This window comes from Kitasatospora sp. NPDC006697, assembly GCF_042869935.1.
In the GTDB taxonomy this organism is placed as follows: domain Bacteria; phylum Actinomycetota; class Actinomycetes; order Streptomycetales; family Streptomycetaceae; genus Kitasatospora.
Map to the genome: position 1 here is coordinate 1 of NZ_JBIAGU010000011.1, position 19,293 is coordinate 19,293.

Below are 19,293 nucleotides of genomic sequence, written 5' to 3' on the forward strand. Positions count from 1 at the left end.
AGCTACCTTGCCGGCCTCCACCTTCGCGGCGCGATGATCTGGATCAAGGACCTCACCAACGCCATCCATTGATCACAACCAAATACGCGCCCTAGCTTCATGCGGGGTCCTCCTTCTGCGCGAGTGGTGCCTGCCCCTCGGCCAGCAGCCGGGCGGCGACGCGGGCGGCCACCCCGGCCCAGGGCGCGCGCCTGCGGTCGAGCGCGGCGAGGACGGGGGAGCCGCGGTTGGGGCGGCCGGCCGGGAGGGGCGGGGAAGGCGGGAGGGGCCGGGAAGGCGGGATGGTGGTCACGGTCGGCTCCTGGGGTGGGTGTTGAGGCAGCGGGGGCAGCGGCAGTCGGGCCACTCCGGGATCGTCATGCGTCCGAGGGTCGAGCGCCGGACGAGGACGGAGCGGAGGAGAAAGCGCTCCCCGGCGGGGGTGCGGCGGTAGACGACGAGGGTCATGAGGCTGGGGCGGGGGTCGGGCATCGAGCGGTCACCTCGTCTGGCAGATGGGACAGCTCGGCCAGTTGAGGCGACAGCGGGAGCGCCGGAAGGGCCAGCCGCGGATGGTGACTCGTGCGTTCACGGAGTTCTCTCTTTCAGATTTGGTGAAAGGTCGGCTCCCGCGAAAGCCGAGTACGGCGGGAGCGACTGACGTATCGTCGTGATGACGGTGTGTCGAAACCGTCTCACGGCGAGTAGTCTGCTCCCACTCGGAAGAGAATTGCAAGCCATCCGTGTGGCTTTCATTTCCCGTGATATCGAACAGTCGGCGACCTTGCAGAAATCGTGCAAGGGCCATTTCACTCGCTCTGTAGGAAGGCTTCCAGGGGCGGGCTAGGAGGGGTGACTCATGGAACAGCGGCCGGTCGGATCCACCGTTCCCCGACGTCAGCTGGGCAGGCAGCTCCAGAGCCTGCGGATGCTCAAGGGGTACACGGTGAAGCGTGCAGCGGTGCTTTTCGGGATTTCCGAGGTGAAGCTGTGGAGAATCGAGACCGGCCGGACCTCGGTGCGCGCGTCGGAAGTCGAGGCGATGTGCGAGGAGTATGGGGCCAGTCCGTCGCTCAAGGAGGCCCTTGTCGGCCTTGCCGGAGAGACGAAGAAGAAGGACTGGTGGTACGCCTTCAATGATGTGATTCCGGACGAATTCAATCTCTTCATTGGCCTGGAGCAAGCGGCATCGGAGATCAAGACGTTTCAGTCCTCACTCGTCCCCGGTTTGCTTCAGACTGCCGGATATGCGCGCGCCATTTTCCAGGCAGGTCTGCCGGACGCGGAGCCGCGCGAGTTCGAGCGCCGAGTGCGGCTGCGGACGACCCGGCGGAGCATCCTCGACCGAGCCGTCGGAGCGCCGGAGTTGAAGGTCGCCCTGAGTGAGGCGGTGCTCAAGTGCCCAGTCGGCTCGGGCGAGGTGATGGCCGAACAGCTCAGGTCCCTGGCTGGAGGGATCGAGCGCGTCGCGCTGCGCATTGTTCCGTTCGGGGCAGGGCTCCATGAGGGAATGCTCAGCGGGCCATTCACCATCTTTCACTTCCCGCTCACGCCGGATGGAGATGAGACGGAGCCGCCGACCGTCTACTGTGAGAGCCATGCCGGGGCCCTCTACCTTGACAACTTCCGGGAGGTCCGTATGTATGAGAAGACTTTCCGGAACATCTGGGACGCTGCGCTGACCCCGGAGGAATCAAGGAACGTGCTTTTCGAATCGGCAAGGAGTTACGAGGATGCCTGACCTGTCGGCGATCGAGTGGCGCAAGTCCACCTACAGCGACGCTCAACGGGACTGCGTGGAGGTCGCCCTCGCGCCGTGCACCGTGCCGGTCCGCGACAGCAAGGACCCCGCCGGCCCGGCGCTGGTCTTCCCGCCGTCGGCTTGGTCCACCTTCATCGACGGCATCAAGTCCGACGCGGCGCTGCGCCCCTGACGGGCAATCACCGCCCCGACGGTGAACCCACCGTCGGGGCGGGATCCTCAGGTCGTCAAGCGCGCTCGCGGACAAGCCCGAGTGCGCGCTCGTACAGCTCGCGCGCTGCCGGGCTGCTGGGGTGACTGCTCAGCAGCCGCATCATGTTGTCGACCTTGTCGTCGGCTCGACCGGACTGAACCAGGGGGTACCCGTCCAAGACGGCATGCCAGGTGGCGCAGGCCTGCTCGAGGTGTCCGGCCTCCAGGTGGCGTTCGGCAAGTAGTGCACCGTACCGGACCCCGGTACGCCGATAGACGCTCTGCCGCAGTCTCCCCGACAACTCCAGCGATTCGACTGACCCGGGCAAGTCCTTGAGTTCGTAACGAACTTGGCCGATGTGGTACGCAAGCGACGACGGATCGTAGGACCCGAACGCTGTGGAGGCACTCTCGGCGGCATCCATCGCGCGCTCAGCCTCACCGAGGTGGTGAAGCGCTGCCGGGCGGTCACCAGTCAAGGCGGCGGCATGAGCTGCTGTCCGGCCAGGAAGGCCCGCATCCGAGGGCCGGCACTCGACGAGGCAGCCGCAGCGGCATCGGCGAGCTGTCGTGCTCGGCGGCCGTGCCCGAGGTCCACGGCCTGGACGGACATGCCCCGGAGGGTTGTGCAGTAGGTCAGGTGATCGTCCGCGAGGCCTGCGAGTTCGAGGGCGCGCAGGTAGTACCGCTGAGCGAGCCCGTGCAGGCCTTCATCAACGGCCATGTACCCCGTGAGGTAGCAGAGGTCGGAGGCGGCGGACATCATCGCGCGCCGAACTTCGGCGGGGGCGTCGGTCTTGAGGTAGATGCCAACCGTGTTGACCAGGTAGGCCGAAGGGGTTCGGGATGACGGTCTCGGCCGGCGGCCAACGGGTGTGGCTGGGGACGGAGGACGGTCCGAGTTGGGAATTGCCGATCTGACGGCGGCTTGGCGTCGGGGATTCGCTGCGGTTGTGGTGCCCAGCCCGGGCGACGGACCGTGTCAGCTGCCCGGGTGGGAAGCCGCCCAGCCGTGTTCGAGTAGCGCGAACGCCGCCTCGGCTGCTCGTTCTGGCTCTGGGTGACGCTGGATCAGACTGCGGGCCTCAAGGGCGAAGCGGGCCAGGGCGGCGCAGCTGGCGTCGTCCTCGGGTGCGCCCACGGCCTCGGCGATGGCGCCGGCCAGGGCGGCTTCATGGCGCAACCACATGCGGTGGGCGTAGTCGCTCAGTGCGGGAGTCTCCCGGACCATGCGTGTGAAGTCGGCGAATCGCGGGTCGGCGGTATGGACGGCGAACTGGGTCTGCCCCAGCGAGATGTGTTCGCGCAGTGCCTGCGGAATCGACCGGCCCGGCGGGCGCTCGCGCACGGCGGCGACGAGGCGCGCTTCGAGGTCGTCGTCCTGGTCGAAGACCAGGGCCTCCTTGCCGGAGAAGTGCTTGAACAGGGTGGTCACCGAGACGTCGGCGCGGTCGGCGACATCCTTGACGCCGACCTGGTCGTAGCCGCGCTCGAGGAAGAGCTCGAGTGCGGCGTCGGCCAGGGCCTGGCGGGTCTGGGCCTTCTTGCGCTCGCGGCGCCCGGTCGGTGCGGTCACCCGCTCACTGTATCCCGAAGTGCATCCACTGCAAAAGTGTAGTCGTTGCACTTATGTATCGAGTGTGCTTTCTTGGTGGTGCCGGACCCTCCCGGCAGCCCACCCACCTCCCGAGGAGCACTCCCGTGAACTCTGCTCGTGATCCCCGCATCGCGATCGTCGGCGCCGGCCTCGGCGGTCTCGTCTGCGCCCGGGTCCTCCAGCAACACGGCCGCGCCGTCACCGTCTTCGAACGCGAGGCCGCCGCCGACGCCCGCCCGCAGGGCGGCAGCCTCGACATGCATCCCGACACCGGTCAGGCCGCGCTGCGTGCGGCGGGGCTCCTGGACCGGTTCCACGCCCTCGCCCGTCCCGAGGGCGATGAGTGGCGGGTGCTCGACTTCGCCACCGCCGCCCTCCTGGCACAGCACGGGCCGACCCCCGACGGCGGCCGGCCGGAGATCGACCGGGGCCAACTGCGCGGTCTGCTCCTGGACTCGCTCACCAGGGGCACGGTGCGGTGGGACCACGCGGTCAGCGGGGTCATCCCGCTGGCGGACGGCACCTGCCGGCTGCTGCTGGGCGACGGCACCGCCGAGGACTTCGACCTGGTGATCGGTGCGGACGGCGCCTGGTCACGCGTCCGCCCGGCCCTGTCGCAGGCCGTGCCCGGCTACACCGGGGTGACCTTCCTGGAGACCGGATTCGACCACTGCGACACCCGCCACCCCGAGCTCGCCCGGCTGGTCGGCAACGGGTCGATGCTGGTGAAGGGCGCCGGCCGGACCCTGGTCGCCCAGCGCAACAGCAACGGCCACATCCGTGCCTACGTCGCGCTCCGGGCGCCGCAGGACTGGCAGGTGGCCGCCGGTGTCGACCTCGGGGACCAACAGGCCGTCCGGACACACCTGCTGGAGGTGTTCGACGACTGGGACGAGCGGCTGCGCTACCTCCTGCGGAACAGCGACACCGGGTTCACCAACCGGCCGCTGTTCGTCCTGCCCGCCCCGCACACCTGGGAGCACGTTCCCGGCGTCACGCTGCTCGGCGACGCCGCGCACCTGATGCCCCCGGTCGGGCTGGGGGCCAATCTCGCCATGCTCGACGGCGCCGACCTGGCGCATGCCCTGGTGGCCGCATCCGACCTCGGCGACGCCGTCCGCGCCTACGAGAGCACCATGCTGCCGCGCTCGATCGAGGCCGCGACGGGCAGTGCGCAGGGACTCGACCACCTCGTGCCCGCGACGGCCTCCGAACTGGCGCTGCCGCGCCGCCACTGACCAGGGGCCACCCGCGGTTTCCCTTACCGGAGCGCGATCCGCTCGCCCTGCTGCGGAAGCGGACGGCACAGCAGGGCCAGCAGCGGTGCGGCGGGTTCGCAGCCGATCAGGTGCACGGGCTGGGTGGGTCGCCGCGGGCGCGGGGTGAACAGTGCGCGGACCGAGGTCTCGTCGGGCTCGATGCCGAGGAGCGCGGTGATCTCGTGGGCGGTGGTGTGCTCGCTGGAGATGGCGAAATAGACGTACTGAGTCAGGGGCACCCGCGGAGGCTACCGGCGGGGCGAGCGGCTGTCGTCCGAATTCGTGCGGGAGGCCGCCACCGGGGCTCCGGTGGCGGCCTCCCGCTGCCTGGCCGAGGTCAGCGGAGCTGGAAGAGCGCGGTGTGGGTGGTGCCGTCGTTCAGGCCGAGCCGGAAGGTCTGGCAGGTGCCGTTCCAGCTCTGGGTTCCAGCAGTCGGCCGATCACGCCGTCACGCCGTCACGCCGTCACGCCGACGGCGGGACGATCCTCGCCTCGTGGGCGGCGATGGCGAGTTGCACCCGGTCGCGGGCGTTGAGCTTGGTGAGCAGACGTGCCACGTGGCTCTTGGTGGTGGCCATGCTGATGTACAGGTGGGCCGCGATCTCGCTGTTGGACATGCCGCGCCCGATCAGGATCAGGACCTCGAGCTCGCGGTCGGTGATGCCCTCGACCTTCCAGCGGGGCGGTTCGGGGGCCGTCTCCCGGCTGGTGAACTGCGCGATGAGGCGTCGGGTGACGCCCGGGGCGAGCAGGGCGTCACCGGCGGCGACCACCCGGATCGCCGCGAGGATCTCCTCCAACGCCGTGTCCTTGACCAGGAACCCGCTGGCGCCGGCGCGCAGCGCGGCGTAGACGTTCTCGTCCTCGTCGAAGGTGGTGAGCATGACCACCCCGACCTGTCCGGCCCCCGTCTTGATCCGCCGGGTGGCCTCGATGCCGTCCATCACGGGCATCCGGATGTCCATCACCACGACGTCGGGCTCGAGGTCCCGGGCCAGCTGCACCGCCTCGGCTCCGGTGCCGGCCTCGCCGGCGATCTCGATGTCCGGGGCATCGGAGATGACCATGCGCAGGCCGGCCCGGACCAGCGGCTGGTCATCGGCGAGTACGACGCTGATTGTCATACCGGCAGCCTAGCCATCACCCGGAACCCGCCCTCCGGCGCCGGACCGGCGCTGAACTGGCCGTGCAGCAGCCCGACGCGCTCGCGCATCCCGACGATGCCGTAGCCGCTCCCCGCGCCGGTGCCCGTGCCGCCGCGCCCGTCGTCGACCACCTCGATGGCGAGCCCGTCCGGCACGTAGTCGACGCTGATCCGGCATCTGCTGGCGCCCGCGTGGCGCAGCACGTTGGTCAGGGACTCCTGGACGATGCGGAAGGCGGACAGGTCGATCTCGGCCGGCAACTGGCGCTTCTCGCCGCGCCAGCGGAGGTCGACGTGTACTCCGGCCTCGCTCGCCACCGCGACCAGCTTCCCGATGTCCGCCAGGCCCGAGGCCGGGGCCGTCTGCGCCGCGTCCGCGTCCGCCTCGCGCAGCGCGGTCAGCATGCGCCGCATCCCGGCGAGCGTGTCGCGGCTGGTCAGCTCGATGGCCTTCAACGCCTCGCGGGCACCGGCCGGCTGGGTCTCGATGACCCGGGCCGCCGCACCGGCCTGGATCGCGATGACGCCCACGGTGTGCGCCACCATGTCGTGCAGCTCGCGGGCGATCCGCAGCCGTTCGGCCTGGACGGCCTGGGTCATGGCCTGGGTGCGCAGGGTCTGGGCGTGGTTCTGCCCCAGCCGGAGCCAACTGCCGAGTATCCAGGCGATGAAGGTGGCCACCAGCCATTCGGCCGCCGGAGGCTTGAAGGCGTTCAGCAGCTCCGGGCCGGGCCGGCTGGCCAGGTTGAGGATGCCCCAGGTGATCAGGATGCCGCCCCCGGCGGCGGCCGCGGTGCGCCGGGGCTGGGTGAGGGTGATGTAGAGGACCAGGAGGACCGACACCGTCAGCAGCGGCCAGGTCCTCACCTCGCAGACCCGCGCCCCGATCGACTCGGCCAGCACGGCTCCCAGCACCGGCAGCGGTCGCCGGCCGGCCCAGCCGAGCGGCAGCGCCAGTACCAGGGCCGCCGCCACCATGAGCAGGGGGACGGCGATGTGATCGTGCCTCAGGTAGAGCGACCGCCCGTCCCCGGCGACCGTGCTGCCGAGCAGCACGATCGCGAACGCGGGCACGCTGCACCAGCTCAGGACCGACAGGGCGTCAGGCAGCCGGCGCGGCAGTGCGGGGAACTTCGGGGCTCGGGTCACGCTGCGATGCTAACCGGGTGGTGGGCAGACGGAATTGGCCTGGAGGACTCATCCCCGAGGCGGAGGGGGCAGCGCCCGGTGCGGTCCGCGGACCGCTAATCGCCGTGGCAGACCACCTCGTCGCCGACGGGTCCGGCGGTGGTGGTGGACCAGCAGGTCGCGTCCGGGGGACGGTACCCGGCCACGGCGTCGTGGTAGTCGCGCAGCAGGCGGGCGAAGGTGGCCAGGCCCCGGTCGTCGACCACCTTGGCCCAGCCGTCCGGACCCGACTCGCCGCCGATCCAGCTCAGCACCTCGCGGCCCTGCCCGTCGAAGCCGAGCACGCGGGGCGCGAGGTCGTAGCCGACGGCCTCCAGGTGGCGCAGCAGGCCGTGGACCGCCGGGGTCCACGGCCCGACCGGCCGGTGCACGGTGTCGCCGACGCGCTCGACCCGGCCGAAGTCCGGTGTGGTCACCAGGAAACCGTGACGGGGAACCCGCCGCGGGGCAAGCGGTTTACGCGCCGCCGCTCCCGGCCGGTCGGGCGCTGGACGGATCGGCGCCGGGCTCCGTACCCTCGCCCGATGGACCACGATGACCTTCCGACCCTCGAACTCGCCTTCCCCGGACCGGAACGCGACCGCGGCGTGGCGGCGATCCGCAGCGGTGAGAAGACGGCGCTGACCGGTCTGCTGGAGATCTACCAGCACGCCGGAGAGGCGCTGCCGCAGCCGGGGCAGCGGTTCTCGGTGCTCGATTCCGATGGCCGTCCGGCCGTCACCATCGAGGTCACCGAGGTGCGGGTGGTTCCCATGGCGGAGGTCGACGACGAGTTCGCGCGCGCCGAGGGGCGCGGCTACGCCGACGCGGCGCAGTGGCGCGCGGCGCACGAGGCGTTCTTCCGCAGCGAGGGCGTGGTCGAGTTCCTGGGGCGCCCGCCCGCCATCGACGGCCGGACCCTCGTCGTCGCCGAGCGCTTCCGGAAGGTCGAGTCCGGCTGACCGCAGGGCCGTGACCCGGGACGACCGCACGGGTCACGACGCTCCTCCCCGGCTCGGCAGCGAGCGCGGCAGCCCGAACCAGGGCAGCACACCGCTCTCGAACCGCGTCAGCGCGCTGATCCGGCGGCCGGCCAGGGTGAGGACGAACAGCCCGGTTCCGTGGCTGAGGCCGTCGGGACCGCGCAGATAGGCGCCGAAGGCGGGCTGGCCGTTGGCGCGGGTGGGAACCAGCTCGAAGCGGCGGCCGGCGTGGAGGACGGCGGCGCAGAAGCGGGCGGCGAGCTCCCGGCCCTCGTACTCGAAGGGGACCGGCGGCATCGAGACGAAGACCTCGTCCGTGAGCAGGTCCACCAGCGCGTCGACGTCCGCGGACTCCCAGGCGCGGACGAACCTCGCCACGATCGCCTCCTCGGCGGCCGACCCCGGTGCAGGGGGCCGCTGCCCCGCGGCCGGCGAGCGGCGTTGCAGGGCGGCGCGGGCGCGCTTGAGGGCGCTGGTGACCGAGTCCACGGTCGCGTCCAGCATGTCGGCCACCTCGGCGGCGTGGAAGCCCAGCACGTCGCGCAGCACCAGCACGGCGAGCTGACGGGGCGGCAGCAGCTGCAGCGCGGTGACGAACGCCAGCGACACCGACTCGGCCCGCTCGTAGCGGGCCTCCGGCCCGAGCGGGGCGTCGAGCGCGGCCTGGAGCAGGGAGTCGGGGTACGGCTGCAGCCAGACGGCCTCGCCGAGCCGGGTCGGCTCGGGCGGCTCGACCTGGGGCACGTTCCACTCCTTCGCCCGGCGCCGGCTCGCCGAGCGGCGGGCGTTGAGGCAGCGGTTGGTGGCGATCCGGTAGAGCCAGGTGCGCAGCGAGGCGCGCTGCTCGAAGCCGTCGATGCCCTGCCAGGCGGCCAGCAGCGTGTCCTGCAAGGCGTCCTCGGCGTCCTGGAAGGAGCCGAGCATGCGGTAGCAGTGCACCTGCAGTTCCGCCTGGTACGGCTGCACCAGGGCGCGGAACGCCTCGCCGTCGCCCGCCCGGGCCCTCGTCAGCAGATCGCCGGTCGCCATCCTCGTCCACCCTCTCCGTCAGCAGATCGCACGTCCCACCGGTACCGACACCGGCCGGACCGCGGACTGGGCGGCCGGGACGCGACCGGTTCCGCCGATCGCGCGGTGTCTGTCCCAGTGGTAACCCGACCACCCGACCATGGGGAGCACCGACATGGGCACGATCGTCGTCTTCGAGAACGTCTCGCTCGACCTTGTCACCCAGGACCCGACCGGGGACGAGGGTTTCAGCCGCACCGACTGGCGCGCCGGGCTCGCCCCGGCCGACCGCGCGGCCTGGGACCGGCTCATCCTCCAGGACGCGCTGGGCGCGCAGGCGCTGCTGCTGGGGCGGCGCAGCTACGAGTTCTTCGCCGCACGGTACCCGGGCCGCACCGGCCCGCTGGCGGAGCGGATGAACGGCCTGCCCAAGTACGTCGTCTCCCGCACCCTCGCCGATCCCGGCTGGCACAACTCCACCGTGCTCCACGGCGACCTCCCGGCCGCGGCCGCGCGGCTGAAGGAGCGCACCGAGGGCGAGATCCGCGTCTACGCCAGCTCCCGGCTCGTGCACACGCTGATCGAGCACGACCTCGTCGACGAGCTGCGGCTGGCCGTCTTCCCGCTGCTGATGGGCGCGGGCACCCGGCTCTTCGACCCGGCCGGCAGCCCCAAGCCCCTGCGCCTGGCCGGCGCCCGCACCGTCGGGGAGAGCCTGACCCACCTCGTCTACCGCGCCCAGTTCCCGGCCGGGCCGGTGTCTGCCTGATCGGAGGCGGTCCCGGCCAGGGGCGCGCCCGTAGCGGAGGAGAGGGACACCATGGGCACGATCGTGGTCAGCCAGAACGTCACGCTGGACGGCGTGGTCGAAGACCCCAGCGGCGAGGGCGGGTTCCGGCACGGCGGCTGGTTCGCCGAGTACATGGGCCAGGACTGGGAGGCCTGGGCGGAGCTCGAACTGGCCGAGGCGCGAGCCGCCGAGGCGCTGCTGCTGGGCCGGCGCAGCGACGAGTACTTCGGCGCCCGGTCGGCCGTCATGGCCGGCGAGTGGGTGGACCGGCTGAACCGCCTGCCCAAGTACGTCGTCTCCAGCACCCTCAAGGAGCCCAAGTGGACCAACGCCACCGTACTGTCGGGTGAAGTGGTCGGGGAGGTCAAGGAGTTGAAGGAGCGGATCGCGGGCGAGATCGTCGTGTACGCCAGCCGCCCGCTGGTGCGCACGCTGCTGGAGCACGACCTGGTCGACGAACTGCGCCTGACCGTCTTCCCGGTGGTGCTCGGCGCGGGGGAGCGGCTGTTCGGCGAGACGAGCGACAAGCGGCCGCTGCGCCTGGTCCACTCGAAGACGCTGGGCAGCGGCCTCGCCCACCTCAGCTACCAGCGCGCCCGGGAGGTCTGACCGGCGGCCGGGCCGCCGCCTCCGTCACAGCGGCAGGGACATCACCAGATCGGTGGTGGCGAAGCCGAGCGAGGTGTAGAGCGCGATCGCGGGCTCGTTGTACGCGAAGACGTGCAAGCCGAGCCGCACCGCGCCGAGTTCGCGGGCGAGGTCGGCGCCGGCCAGCATGGTCGCCCGGCCGTAGCCGCGGCCGCGCAGCGCGGCGTCCACCTCGATGTCGTGGACGAAGGCGGCGGTCTCCGTGCCGTGCGGGCGCAGCTGGAGCCAGAAGATGCCGATCCGGTCGCCGCTCGCCGCGTCCCGGGCCAGGTAGAGCCGGTTGTGCTCGGTGGCGAGGCCGTCGGGCAGCATCGCGGCCAGCTTCTCCGCGGACTTGGCGGCGGCCTCCGCGGCCGTCCAGTTGCCGGAGGTCACGTTGCTGGCGGCGTGCTTGGCCACGATGTGGTCGAAGTAGGCCTGGAATTCGGCCTCGGTCATCGGGTCGAGTCGTACCTGCGCGGAGTTCACCGTTCGCAGGCTACCCGAGGCTCGCCAGCAGCCCGTCAGCGGCCCTCGGGGCCCGTCGGCAGCCCGGAAACCTGGTGACCCGCGCCCTGGCGCCGCGTCAGAATGCCCGCATGGACAACACCGCGGCCCTGGTCGCCCGCCTGACAACCGCACTGTCGCTGGCCCGCACCTCGGACGAGGACGAACACGAGCACGCCTACTGGGCACTGATCACCGAGGCGACGCGGGACGGGAGCGCGCAGACCGCGCTGCGGTGCGGCGCGGAGCTGCTGGCCTCGGCCGACGCCCTGGAGCGGGAGGCGGGCTGCGACCTGATCGGATACGCGGCCGACGGGCAGCCCGCGCTGCACGCCGACGCGGCCACCGCCCTGCTCGCACTGGCCGAGGCCGAGACGGACGGAAGCGTGCTGCACTCCCTCGCCTGCGCCCTGGAGCGGGCTGAGGACGCGCGCGCCCTGCCCGTGCTGCTGAGGCTCGCCGAGCACGAGGACGCCGACATCCGGCGGGTGGTCGCCTCGGCGTTCACCGGCATCAACAGCGGGCTGCCCGACGGTCCCGACGTCCGGGCGCTGATCCGGCTCACCCGGGACCAGGACGCCGACGTCCGCAACTGGGCGGCCTTCACCCTCGGCTTCCAGCTGGAGCAGGACACCCCGGCCATCCGGGCCGCGCTCTGGACCTGCGCCAGCGACGAGGATCCCGAGGTCCGGGCGGAGGGTGCGCGGGGCCTGGCCCGGCGGCACGACCTCCGGGCCGTCCCGCTGATCGCCCAACTGCTCGGCCAGGCCGACGACGGGCTGCAGAACTTCACCCTGGAGGCGGCCGAGACCCTGGGCGTGCCCGAGCTCCTGCCCGCCCTCCACGCGCTCAAGGCCCTCGACCCCGACCAGGCCGACGCCGACGCCGACCAGGCCATCGCCGCCTGCGACCCGGTGCGGCGGGCCGGGATCGAGCAGGAGGCCTGGGCGGTGGTCCTGGAGCTCGAGCGGCTGAGCCCCGGGCTCGGAGCGGCGCTCAGCTCGCCGCGCTACGAGTCCGTGCACTCCCTGCGGCTGACCGGCCGGCCGGAGGACGACGCCTCCTACCACGTGGCCGCCCTGCTCAGGCGGGCCGGCGGGGATCCGGTGCGGGCGGCCGAGCTGGTGGCGGCCGACCTCGGCTGACGCCGGGAAAGGCGCTGTCATACCGTCAGTCCGGTCGGCTAACCTGCCGCCTGTCCGCCGCGTGATCTTGCGCCGATGCGGCCGCTGGAGGGGAATCCGTGTCCAACCTGTCGTACCTGGCGCCGGAGGCGGTCCGGCTGGCGGCCCTGGTGGAGGCCCGGGGCCTGGACCGCCCGGACGCGGCCCGCGCCCGACTCGACCGGGCCGCCGAGGAGGCCGACGCCGCCTCGCGTCCGGAGGCGGCCGCCACGCTGCGGGGGCGGCGCGACAGCCTGGCCTCACCCCGGCGGGGGCGCGCCCGCCGGGCGCTCCCCGGCTCGGCTACCGCCCGAACCGCCGCTCCCGGTCGGCGTACGAGCGCAGCGCCCGCAGCAGGTCCACCCGCCGGAACGCGGGCCAGAAGACATCGACGAAGTACATCTCCGCGTACGCCGACTGCCAGAGCATGAAGCCCGAGAGCCGCTGCTCCCCGCTGGTGCGGATGATCAGATCGGTCTTGTCCGCCTCGCCCCGCGAGTACAGGTTCGCGCTGATGTGCTCGACGTCCAGCCGGTCGGCGAAGTCCGCCGGATCGCCGCCCTCGGCGAGGTACTGGCGGTAGGCGCCGCGCACCGCGTCGACGATCTCCCGGCGCCCGCCGTAGCCGACGGCGACGTCGACCCGCAGACCGGTGCGGTCCGCGGTCGCGGCGGCGGCCTCCTTGAGTGCGATCGCGTGGTCGGCGGGCAGCAGGTCGAGGGCGCCGATGACCCGGACGCGCCAGGCCCGCTCAGGGGCGGCAAGACCGGTGACGGTTTCCTCGATGATCCGCAGCAGGGGGAGGAGCTGGTGCTCGGGCCGGGCCATGTTGTCGTCGGACAGCATGAAGAGCGTGACGTGCTCCACGCCCGCGTCCCGGCACCAGGTCAGGAACTCCTCGACCTTCGCACCGCCGACCCGGTAGCCCTCCACCACATCGGCATGCCCGGCGGCCCGCGCCCACCGGCGGTTGCCGTCGAGCATGATCCCGACGTTCCGCGGCCGGGGCAGCCCCTCCAGACCCCGGACCACGCGCCGCTCGTAGACCGGCAGGATCAGCCTGCGTGCCCAGCCAGGGAGTCGCATCGCCCCTCCATCTGCGGACGAATCCGGATCAGTTGGACGGACACCCTAGCAGGCGCTCCCGGCCGGGCGGTCAGACCAGCAGCTTCTGCTTCGCCCTCTGGTACTCCTCCTCGCTGATCGCCCCGCTCGTCTTGAGCTCGGACAGCTTCGCCAACTGATCGGCGGTCCCGCCCGCCCCGCCGCTGCCGGCGGTCTCGCGCACGTAGGCCTTGAACGACTCCTGACTGCGCTGCGCCTGCTGCCGCTCCCGGCCGGACATCGCCCCGCCACGGGCGATCAGGTAGACCAGCACCCCGAGGAAGGGGAGGAGGACCAGGAAGACGCTCCAGCCGGCCTTGCCCCAGCCGCTCAGGTCGTCACTGCGGAAGACGTCCATGAAGATCCGCACCAGCAGGAAGAGCCAGAGGATCCAGAGGAAGAACCAGAGCATGGTCCAGAAGATGTCCAACAGCGGATAGCCGTGCACGGCGCGCTCCCGTCGCTCGGGGGATGCCCAGGGGGTGGTTGTCCCCTTCATCCGACCCGCCCCCGCCACCCCCGGCCACCCGATCGGTCCGCCACTGCCCCGAGCGGGTGAGCCGGGGTCAGGCGAGGGGGCCGCGAGCCGTTGCGCGAGGTGCGTCACCGCGCCAGGCGGCCGCGCCGCCCACGCCGGCGCCGACGACCGCAGGACAGACGGACTGTGGCGGCACCCGGGACCGGGTGCCGCCACAGTCGTCAGTCACTCAGCCGGACAGCCCGTCAGCCGTCGTTCTCGGCCGACGGGATGTAGGCGCCCGGCACGTCGTTCGGGGCGTGGATCACGTCCTCGCCCGGGTACGGCAGGGTCCAGTTGTGGGTCTCGTACCAGGTCAGGTGGTCCATCTGGGCCGGGTTGGCGGAGTCCGGCCTGGCGTCGGGGCCGGTCAGGTGCTGCTTGGCCTTCCAGGCGTCCCACTCGGCCGCCACTCCCTGCTGGGCCGCCGGGGGTGCGACGGTGGTCGCGGCCGGGGCCGCGGCCGGAGCGGCGGGGGCCGGGACGTCCGGGCCGCAGGAGGGCTGGGTCTTCAGGCCGTCGGTCAGCGAGGTCTGGTTGGGGACCGCGTTGAACGGGGTGAAGTCCGGCTTGTCGGTGAAGGCCGTGGCCATCGGGGTGGCCGCGCTGTCCTTCTGGTTCATCGGCTGGATGCCGAGGATCTGCTCGATGGTGCGGACCATGGTGATCTGCGAGTAGTAGTGGCTGTCGACCGTGCCGTGCTGCGCCCAGGGGCTGATCACCTGGATCGGCGCGCGGTGGCCGTCCACGTGGTCGAGGCCGGCCTGGGAGTCGTCCTCGACGACGAAGATCGCCGAGTCCTTCCAGTACGGGCTGTGCGAGATCTCGTCCACGATCTTGCCGGTCGCCAGGTCGTTGTCGGCGACCTGGGCGGCCGGGCTCGCCGGGCCGCCGGTGTGGTCGCTGGACAGCCAGAGCATGTTGAGCGCGGCCGGGCCGTGCTGCTCGAAGTCCTGCTTCCAGACCTGGTAGCGGTACTGGTCCGGCACGTCGAGGTCGAACTTGGGGAAGCCCGGCACCGACACGTCGTTGAGCGAGGGGATCGGCGAGGAGGAGTTCAGCTGGTAGGCGCTGCCGTTGCCGGTCGCGTCCATGGTCTTCGCGTCGCAGTACAGGTTCTGCCAGTTCGCCCCGTCGGGCTTGGTGAGGAACTGGTGGAACTCGCCGAAGTCGCGCACGTCCTTGCCGGCCGTCTGGGCGCCGGTCCACAGGAAGCCCGAGCGCTGGTGGCCCAGCGCGTCGTCCTCGGTGTCGTAGCTGCGCTGGTACTCGCCCGCCGAGGACTCGGTGTACTCCGGGTCGTCGGCCTGCATCAGCCAGTTGTGGCCCTCGGCGGAGTTGGTGCCGATGTCGTAGGTGTTGTCGTAGAGCCCGAACTGGTTGGCCAGCGCGTGCTGGTTGGGCGTCACGGCCGTGCCGAACTGCGCCAGTGCCGGGTTGCCGTTGCCCTTGGCGATGTCGCCGAACACCTGGTCGTAGGTGCGGTTCTCCTTGACGATCAGGAAGACGTGCTTGATCGTCGACGGGTCGCCGATCCGGGTCGGCACCGGCACCGCCTTGGAGCGGTTGCCCTCGGAGGTCTTCACCGAGTTCTTGGTCCAGCCGTTCTGCTGGAACACCTTGGCGGTCTGCTTGCGGATCTCCTTGTCACTGGGCAGCGTGAACTGCGTGACGCTGGAGGTGGTGTCGTGGGTGTTGTGCATGCCCGGGACGGTGGTGTCCGGGCGCAGGGCGTCGATGCCGCGGGTGTTGGAGACGACCACGGTCGAGCCGACGGTGGCGATCTCGCTCGGGAAGTAGTCGGTGGGCAGCAGGCCGACGTAGCCGACCGGCTCCTGCGCGCTGGTGAAGCGGTACACCGCCACCGCGTTGGCGCGTCCCAGGGTGACCAGCAGGCGGCCGTCACCGGTGAGGGTCACCGCCGTGGGCTCGTAGCCCACCGAGGCCTCCGGCCACGGCTTGGTGGAGATGGTCTGCACGACCTCGTCCCGCTTGGTGTCGATCACCGACACCTCGTCGGTGCCGGTGTCGGCGACGAACAGCACGTTGTCCTTGACGTACAGCGAGGTCGGGTGCAGGCCGACGTCGATCGACCCGACCGGCGCGCCGCTCTTCCCGAGGTCGATCACGCTCACGGTGCCCGTGGTGGTGGCGCCGCTCTCCGGGTCGGCCGGGACCTGGGTGCCGTAGGAGTTGAGCGTCTCGTCGTCCGAGGTCGCGGCACGGCCGCCCTCGTTGCTGACGTACAGCTTCCCGCCGACCAGGGCCACGCCGCGCGGCGCGTTGCCCACGGTCCAGCTCTGGGTGACGGCGCCGGTGGACGCGTTGATCGCGACCACCCGGTTCTGGCCGTTGACCGCCGCGTACACCGTCGAGCCGTCGGCGGAGAAGACCGCGCCCGAGGCCAGGGCGTGCTTGGCGCCGTCGGCCGGGATCGCGACCGCGACCGGGTTGGCCAGCGAGCCGTCGGCGTTGACGGTGAACCGGGTGTAGCCGTCGAGCTGGCCCAGCCACAGCTGCTTGCCGTCCGGCGAGAAGGCCGGGGCCTCCTGGCCTACCTGGCCGGTGGCGATCCGCAGGTCGTCGGCCTTGTTGGTGCCGATGCGCTGCTGCACCTTGCCGCTCTTCAGGTCCACCACGACCAGCGCCGCGTCGCCGTCGGCGACGGTGGCGACCAGGTGGGTGCCGTCCGGGCTGACCCGGGAGGCCATGATCTTGCCGTCGTTGAGGACCAGCCGGCTGCCGTACGGCGCGATGTACTGGTCGGCGGCGACGACCTGGCCGTCGGCGTAGGTCTGGCCGACCTGCTGGGTGCCGAACTGGCTGGTGGACGCGAAGGCGGTGCCGGTGGCCACGGCCATCGCGGTGATGCACGCCGTGGCGAGGGTCGCCCGGCGGGTCGTCAGGCGGCCGAGGAGTGCGGGGCGGGGCTCGGAGGCCCGGCGGCGACGCGTCACCTGCATGGCGTCAACCCTTTCGTCGAGTGAGTGGGACTCGGGTGGAACCGGTCGGTCCGTCAGTTCGGGCCGGCCGAGAGCAGGGCGATCTCGCCGTCGAACTGCCACAGCGGGTTCGGCGCGTCGCCGTTGGGGGTCTGCACCAGGAAGTAGCCGTTGACTTCCTTGGGACCGTCACCGTCGGCCATCAGCCGGCCGTTCGGCTGGACGTCGAGCTGGTAGATCGCGGTCCCCGGCGCGGAGACCCCGGGCAGGTGCCAGGTGACGACGCAGCGCCAGTCGTTGCCCGGGCCGTGCGGGTCGACGTGGCCGTCCCCGCGGTCGCAGGCCGCCGTGACGTGCAACTGCTCCTCGGTGACGGCCGGGCGGTGCAGCTGCTCGGTCTGCAGCCGGTAGAGGTGCGCGAAGACGGTGGCGACGGAGTGCTGCACCTTGTCCTGGGTGATGTCCGCGCCCTCGGCCGGCTCGGCCAGCGCGACCGCCCCGACGCTCACCGCGAGCAGTCCGGCCAGCGGCAGCACGCCGTAGGTCAGTGCGCGGCGCTCCACGCCGTCCTCGCTGCCGTTGGTGAAGTCCCGCCGCACGAAGAGCAGGTAGGCCGCGCCGGTGGCCACCGCGGCCCAGGCCAGGCCGACCGCGACGGAGATCAGCAGCTCCGCCGTCCGGGCGGGGGCGGCGAACAGGCCGTTCCAGGAGATGAAGGCGTAACCGGGCAGCGAGAGCCGCAGCGCGACCGGCAGCGGCAGCATCTGGGCGACCTGCATCGCCATGGCCGCCACCGCGGGGACCAGCAGGCCGATCGGCGAGCGCCCGAGCAGTACCGAGCCGAGCAGCCCGAGCCCGGCCAGCGCAAGGGTGGGCGCCAGCGCGCAGAGCCAGGCCAGCAGCACGCCGGTGGCCGCGTCGGACGGGGCGAGCAGGTGGCCGTCCACGCCGACCAGCGGCCGGCTGCCGACCGCCGCCAGCCCGCCCACCGTGCTCGAGGCCGCCGTCCCGACCACCATCAGCACCAGCACGGTGCCGCTGGCCAGCGCCTTGCCCGCGAAGAGCCGCCGCGGCGAGCGGACCGCCACCAGCAGGTGCCGCCAGGTGCCGAGCCGGTCCTCGGCGGCGAACACGTCGCCCGCGACCACACAGGTCAGCAGCGGCAGCACCCAGGTGCCCGCGGCGCCCAGGATCACCAGCGGGCCGGCCCAGCCGCTGGCGTGCATCCAGCGGCCGAAGAGCGTGTCGGAGGGCAGCGTGCCCTGCTGGGTCACCGCCGCCACGAAGAGGCCGGGCGTGATCCAGCAGCCCGCCATCAGCAGCCGGACCCGCCACTGCGAGACGAGCTTGACCAGCTCGAACCGGTACACCCGGCCCACCGGCACGGGGGACGCCTCGGGCTCCGCCGTGCGGGTCTGCGCGACCGTCGTGCTCATCGCCCGTCCTCCTGCTGCTCGGTCAGGGCCATGAAGGCGGCCTCCAAGGGCGATACGACCGGGGCGACCTCGCGCACCCGAAGGCCCGCGTGCACCAGCGCGCCGACCAGGTCCTCGACGGTGGCGGCGCCGGCGCGGACGACCAGCGTCCCGGCGCCGCGCTCCGCCACGACCCGCACACCCGCGGTGGCGTCGGCGACCGTCCGCGCGGCCTGCGCGTCGGAGGTGAGCAGGCGGTAGTCGAGTGCGGGGCTGTCGGCGACCAGCTTCTCCAGCGGGCCGGAGAAGCGGACCCGGCCGGCGGCCAGGATGGTGGCCTCGGAGCAGAGCGCCTCCAGGTCGTCCATCCGGTGGCTGGAGAGCAGCACCGTCACGCCCTGGTCGGCGAGGCGCCGCAGGGCGCCGTGGACGTGCTGCTTGCCGGCCGGGTCGAGGCCGTTGGACGGCTCGTCCAGCACCAGCAGGCGGGGCTCGGTGAGCAGTGCGGCGGCCAGGCCCAGCCGCTGCCGCATGCCGAGCGAGAACCCCCGGACCCGGTCGTCGGCGACGTCGGTGAGCCCGACCTCGGCCAGCACCTCGGCTATCCGCCCCGAGCGGGCGTCCCGGCCCTGGAGGGCGGCGAGGGCGGCCAGGTTCTTCCGCGCGGTGAGCGAGGGGTAGAGGCCGGGCCCGTCGACGAACCCGGACACCCGCCCGGCTCCGGCGGGTCCGCGGCCGGCCGGGCGGCCCAGCACCTCCAGCTCGCCGCCGTCGGCGACGGCCAGGCCCAGCAGCAGCCCGAGCAGGGTCGACTTGCCGGCGCCGTTCGGCCCGGCCAGCCCGTGGATCCGCCCGGCCGCCAGCTCGAGGCCGACACCGTCGAGCGCCACGACGTCACCGAAGCACTTCGTCAAGCCGTGTGCCCGTACGGCAAGTTGTGTCTTGCTCATAACCCCTTCTCAGCATTCCCCCAGGGACCGTAGGGGGGCGCGGGGCAGGTACGGAGTCGCACGGTTGAACGCTGGGGGAACATCAGCCGGCCCGTCGTTCATGCGTTTCCGCGCCGGTCCGGCCGCCGTGCTGGGCGGCGGCCGGGCCGACGGGGTCTGCCTAGGGCAGCGTCAGGTCCGCCGTGGC

At 72.1% G+C, this 19,293-nt stretch carries 20 protein-coding genes and 1 pseudogene; 7 read left to right on the forward strand and 14 right to left on the reverse strand.

The genetic code is table 11. The features are described 5' to 3' along the window. Nucleotides 1-97: 97 nt before the first annotated feature. Entirely contained in the window at nt 98-292 is a 195-nt protein-coding gene (locus ACFYNO_RS16880; RefSeq protein WP_388011939.1) for a hypothetical protein, read from the reverse strand. Between the two features lie 546 nt (nt 293-838). Between ACFYNO_RS16880 and ACFYNO_RS16885 the strand changes: the two genes are divergently transcribed. Together ACFYNO_RS16885 and ACFYNO_RS16890 are read left to right on the forward strand one after the other, a co-directional pair. After that, on the forward strand, nt 839-1,720 hold the full coding sequence (locus ACFYNO_RS16885) for a helix-turn-helix domain-containing protein (RefSeq protein ID WP_388011941.1): 882 nt from the start codon (nt 839-841) through the stop codon (nt 1,718-1,720). Continuing rightward, entirely contained in the window at nt 1,713-1,913 is a 201-nt protein-coding gene (locus ACFYNO_RS16890; RefSeq protein WP_388011943.1) for a DUF397 domain-containing protein, read from the forward strand. Before ACFYNO_RS16885 ends, ACFYNO_RS16890 begins: the two co-directional genes overlap by 8 nt. A 55-nt stretch (nt 1,914-1,968) precedes the next feature. Here ACFYNO_RS16890 and ACFYNO_RS16895 read toward each other — a convergent pair. Then, a pseudogene (locus ACFYNO_RS16895) lies at nt 1,969-2,801 on the reverse strand (transcriptional regulator); the annotation flags it as partial. Nucleotides 2,802-2,915: 114 nt separating this feature from the next. Beyond that, a complete protein-coding gene (locus tag ACFYNO_RS16900) occupies nt 2,916-3,509 on the reverse strand; it encodes a TetR/AcrR family transcriptional regulator (RefSeq protein WP_388011945.1) in 594 nt (197 codons plus the stop codon). Between the two features lie 125 nt (nt 3,510-3,634). On the opposite strand from ACFYNO_RS16900, the gene ACFYNO_RS16905 reads away from it, so the two are divergent. Next, entirely contained in the window at nt 3,635-4,768 is a 1,134-nt protein-coding gene (locus ACFYNO_RS16905; RefSeq protein WP_388011947.1) for an FAD-dependent oxidoreductase, read from the forward strand. 23 nt (nt 4,769-4,791) lie between these two features. Here ACFYNO_RS16905 and ACFYNO_RS16910 read toward each other — a convergent pair whose 3' ends face one another. The 4 genes from ACFYNO_RS16910 to ACFYNO_RS16925 form a co-directional block, all read right to left on the reverse strand. Beyond that, complete coding sequence (locus tag ACFYNO_RS16910) at nt 4,792-5,028, reverse strand: hypothetical protein (protein ID WP_388011949.1); 237 nt, start codon at nt 5,026-5,028, stop codon at nt 4,792-4,794. A 225-nt stretch (nt 5,029-5,253) separates the two neighbouring features. Continuing rightward, complete coding sequence (locus tag ACFYNO_RS16915; protein WP_388011951.1) at nt 5,254-5,913, reverse strand: response regulator; 660 nt, start codon at nt 5,911-5,913, stop codon at nt 5,254-5,256. Continuing rightward, nucleotides 5,910-7,082: a sensor histidine kinase gene (locus tag ACFYNO_RS16920; protein WP_388011953.1), complete on the reverse strand. Its 1,173-nt coding sequence runs from the start codon at nt 7,080-7,082 to the stop codon at nt 5,910-5,912. Before ACFYNO_RS16920 ends, ACFYNO_RS16915 begins: the two co-directional genes overlap by 4 nt. A gap of 95 nt (nt 7,083-7,177) precedes the next feature. Continuing rightward, nucleotides 7,178-7,537, reverse strand: coding sequence for a hypothetical protein (locus tag ACFYNO_RS16925; RefSeq protein WP_388011955.1), 360 nt, complete (start codon nt 7,535-7,537; stop codon nt 7,178-7,180). A gap of 108 nt (nt 7,538-7,645) precedes the next feature. Between ACFYNO_RS16925 and ACFYNO_RS16930 the strand changes: the two genes are divergently transcribed. Further along, nucleotides 7,646-8,062, forward strand: a complete 417-nt coding sequence (locus ACFYNO_RS16930) for an ASCH domain-containing protein (RefSeq protein ID WP_388011957.1) — start codon at nt 7,646-7,648, stop codon at nt 8,060-8,062. A gap of 33 nt (nt 8,063-8,095) precedes the next feature. On the opposite strand, the gene ACFYNO_RS16935 is transcribed toward ACFYNO_RS16930, so the two are convergent. After that, the gene (locus ACFYNO_RS16935) at nt 8,096-9,112 is read right to left on the reverse strand and encodes a sigma-70 family RNA polymerase sigma factor (protein ID WP_388011959.1); all 1,017 of its coding nucleotides are present in this window, start codon (nt 9,110-9,112) and stop codon (nt 8,096-8,098) included. Between the two features lie 154 nt (nt 9,113-9,266). Here ACFYNO_RS16935 and ACFYNO_RS16940 point away from each other — a divergent pair, with 154 nt between their 5' ends. Both ACFYNO_RS16940 and ACFYNO_RS16945 read left to right on the forward strand, forming a co-directional pair. Further along, nucleotides 9,267-9,860 carry a dihydrofolate reductase family protein gene (locus ACFYNO_RS16940; protein WP_388011961.1) on the forward strand — a complete coding sequence of 198 codons (594 nt, stop codon included), beginning with the start codon at nt 9,267-9,269 and terminating at the stop codon, nt 9,858-9,860. A gap of 51 nt (nt 9,861-9,911) precedes the next feature. Continuing rightward, nucleotides 9,912-10,490 (forward strand): dihydrofolate reductase family protein, encoded by a 579-nt coding sequence (locus ACFYNO_RS16945; protein WP_388011963.1) that lies wholly within the window; start codon nt 9,912-9,914, stop codon nt 10,488-10,490. A 24-nt stretch (nt 10,491-10,514) separates the two neighbouring features. Here ACFYNO_RS16945 and ACFYNO_RS16950 read toward each other — a convergent pair whose 3' ends face one another. Continuing rightward, nucleotides 10,515-10,997: a GNAT family N-acetyltransferase gene (locus ACFYNO_RS16950; RefSeq protein ID WP_388011965.1), complete on the reverse strand. Its 483-nt coding sequence runs from the start codon at nt 10,995-10,997 to the stop codon at nt 10,515-10,517. A gap of 110 nt (nt 10,998-11,107) precedes the next feature. Between ACFYNO_RS16950 and ACFYNO_RS16955 the strand changes: the two genes are divergently transcribed. Further along, nucleotides 11,108-12,160 (forward strand): HEAT repeat domain-containing protein, encoded by a 1,053-nt coding sequence (locus ACFYNO_RS16955; protein ID WP_388011967.1) that lies wholly within the window; start codon nt 11,108-11,110, stop codon nt 12,158-12,160. A 321-nt stretch (nt 12,161-12,481) separates the two neighbouring features. Here ACFYNO_RS16955 and ACFYNO_RS16960 read toward each other — a convergent pair whose 3' ends face one another. From ACFYNO_RS16960 to ACFYNO_RS16980, 5 genes are all read right to left on the reverse strand, one after another. Next, complete coding sequence (locus ACFYNO_RS16960; RefSeq protein ID WP_388011969.1) at nt 12,482-13,264, reverse strand: isoprenyl transferase; 783 nt, start codon at nt 13,262-13,264, stop codon at nt 12,482-12,484. Nucleotides 13,265-13,334: 70 nt separating this feature from the next. Then, nucleotides 13,335-13,730 (reverse strand): SHOCT domain-containing protein, encoded by a 396-nt coding sequence (locus ACFYNO_RS16965; RefSeq protein WP_388011971.1) that lies wholly within the window; start codon nt 13,728-13,730, stop codon nt 13,335-13,337. A 275-nt stretch (nt 13,731-14,005) separates the two neighbouring features. After that, complete coding sequence (locus tag ACFYNO_RS16970) at nt 14,006-16,762, reverse strand: bifunctional YncE family protein/alkaline phosphatase family protein (protein WP_388011973.1); 2,757 nt, start codon at nt 16,760-16,762, stop codon at nt 14,006-14,008. A gap of 53 nt (nt 16,763-16,815) precedes the next feature. Then, a complete protein-coding gene (locus ACFYNO_RS16975; RefSeq protein WP_388011975.1) occupies nt 16,816-18,177 on the reverse strand; it encodes an ABC transporter permease in 1,362 nt (453 codons plus the stop codon). Continuing rightward, entirely contained in the window at nt 18,174-19,106 is a 933-nt protein-coding gene (locus ACFYNO_RS16980; RefSeq protein WP_388011977.1) for an ABC transporter ATP-binding protein, read from the reverse strand. Before ACFYNO_RS16980 ends, ACFYNO_RS16975 begins: the two co-directional genes overlap by 4 nt. Nucleotides 19,107-19,293 lie beyond the last annotated feature (187 nt).

Bases quoted from the DNA above. Each gene is read 5' to 3' on its own strand.
- ACFYNO_RS16885 (WP_388011941.1), top strand. From the start codon at position 839: ATGGAACAGCGGCCGGTCGGATCCACCGTTCCCCGACGTCAGCTGGGC.
- ACFYNO_RS16890 (WP_388011943.1), top strand. From the start codon at position 1,713: ATGCCTGACCTGTCGGCGATCGAGTGGCGCAAGTCCACCTACAGCGAC.
- ACFYNO_RS16915 (WP_388011951.1), bottom strand. From the start codon at position 5,913: ATGACAATCAGCGTCGTACTCGCCGATGACCAGCCGCTGGTCCGGGCC.
- ACFYNO_RS16930 (WP_388011957.1), top strand. From the start codon at position 7,646: ATGGACCACGATGACCTTCCGACCCTCGAACTCGCCTTCCCCGGACCG.
- ACFYNO_RS16935 (WP_388011959.1), bottom strand. From the start codon at position 9,112: ATGGCGACCGGCGATCTGCTGACGAGGGCCCGGGCGGGCGACGGCGAG.
- ACFYNO_RS16940 (WP_388011961.1), top strand. From the start codon at position 9,267: ATGGGCACGATCGTCGTCTTCGAGAACGTCTCGCTCGACCTTGTCACC.
- ACFYNO_RS16945 (WP_388011963.1), top strand. From the start codon at position 9,912: ATGGGCACGATCGTGGTCAGCCAGAACGTCACGCTGGACGGCGTGGTC.
- ACFYNO_RS16955 (WP_388011967.1), top strand. From the start codon at position 11,108: ATGGACAACACCGCGGCCCTGGTCGCCCGCCTGACAACCGCACTGTCG.
- ACFYNO_RS16960 (WP_388011969.1), bottom strand. From the start codon at position 13,264: ATGCGACTCCCTGGCTGGGCACGCAGGCTGATCCTGCCGGTCTACGAG.
- ACFYNO_RS16970 (WP_388011973.1), bottom strand. From the start codon at position 16,762: ATGCAGGTGACGCGTCGCCGCCGGGCCTCCGAGCCCCGCCCCGCACTC.
- ACFYNO_RS16975 (WP_388011975.1), bottom strand. From the start codon at position 18,177: ATGAGCACGACGGTCGCGCAGACCCGCACGGCGGAGCCCGAGGCGTCC.
- ACFYNO_RS16980 (WP_388011977.1), bottom strand. From the start codon at position 19,106: ATGAGCAAGACACAACTTGCCGTACGGGCACACGGCTTGACGAAGTGC.